This is a genomic window from Fulvivirga marina (assembly GCF_016775155.1).
Lineage (GTDB): Bacteria > Bacteroidota > Bacteroidia > Cytophagales > Cyclobacteriaceae > Fulvivirga > Fulvivirga marina.
This window is the reverse complement of sequence record NZ_JAEUGD010000035.1, coordinates 1-1,163: the sequence shown is the minus strand read 5'-3', so window position 1 is coordinate 1,163 and position 1,163 is coordinate 1. Positions and strand designations below refer to the sequence as shown.

General features: G+C 44.0%; 1 protein-coding gene. It reads left to right on the top strand.

Translation table 11 applies throughout. The annotated features are described in order from the left end of the window. The coding region (locus JMN32_RS10405; RefSeq protein ID WP_238354428.1) for a condensation domain-containing protein at positions 1–1,163 on the top strand (1,163 nt) is incomplete at both ends.

Sequence of the window (1,163 nt, the reverse complement as noted above, 5' to 3'; positions counted from 1 at the left end):
GACATTCCTTGCGCGCGGCGAGTTTGATCAACAGGATCAACCGCGAAATGGAAGTGGAAGTGCCCCTAAGAGAGGTATTCAGATATCAGGATGTCCGATCACTGGCACATTATATAGATACCCTGGAGCGGGGTTCTCATTTGGCCATAACCAAAGCACCGGAAAAAGAATATTATGCCCTGTCGGCAGCACAGCGCAGGTTATATTTCCTCTATGAATTCAACAAAACATCTTTGGCCTACAATATGCCTCAGATTGTGAGGTTTAAAGGAGGGCTGGATAAAGAACAGTTACAGAAAGCGTTTGAGCGACTGATAACCAGGCATGAAAGTCTTCGCACCTCTTTTATCGTAATTGATGATGAACCTCAACAGAAAATACAAGACTCAGTAGCATTCAGCCTTGAGCATTATCAGGCTTCGGAAAAAGAATTGCCAGAGGTCATCAAGGCATTTGTTAGACCTTTTGATCTTAACCAGGGGCCATTGATCAGGGTAGGGTTGATAGAAAGTACTGAGGAAGGAGTTACCGATCAGGTATTGATGGTTGATATACACCACATCATAACAGATGGAATATCCCAGAAAGTATTGGTCAGCGACTTTATGACACTGTATAATGGAGATACTCTGCCGCCGCTGGAGCTCCAGTATAAAGACTATGCTGAATGGCAACAAAGTGAAGGACAACAGGAGAGGAAAGCCAGACAAAAGGACTTTTGGAAAGAGGTCTTTACAGATGAGGTCCATAAGTTGGATCTTCCTACTGACTATCCAAGACCAAGAGTTATGGATAACAAAGGTGAAGTGCTGGGCTTTGAATTGAGCAAGGACCAAAGTCGTGAGTTGATGGCCATTGCTGAGACCCATGGCATTACCATATTTATGGTTATGCTGTCTGTATATAACATCTTGCTGGCAAAGCTCGGGAATCAGGAAGATATTGTAATAGGTACCCCCGTTGCAGGCAGGCAACACGCCGACCTCGAAGGCATGATCGGTATGTTTGTTAATACCCTTTGTTTAAGGAACAGGCCGAAGGGAGAAGTTCGGTATAATGACTTCTTATCTGAGCTGAAAACCAGAAGCCTTGAGGCTTTTGAAAACCAGGCATACCCTTATGAAGAATTAGTTGATGACCTGAAAATTGAACGGGATACGAGT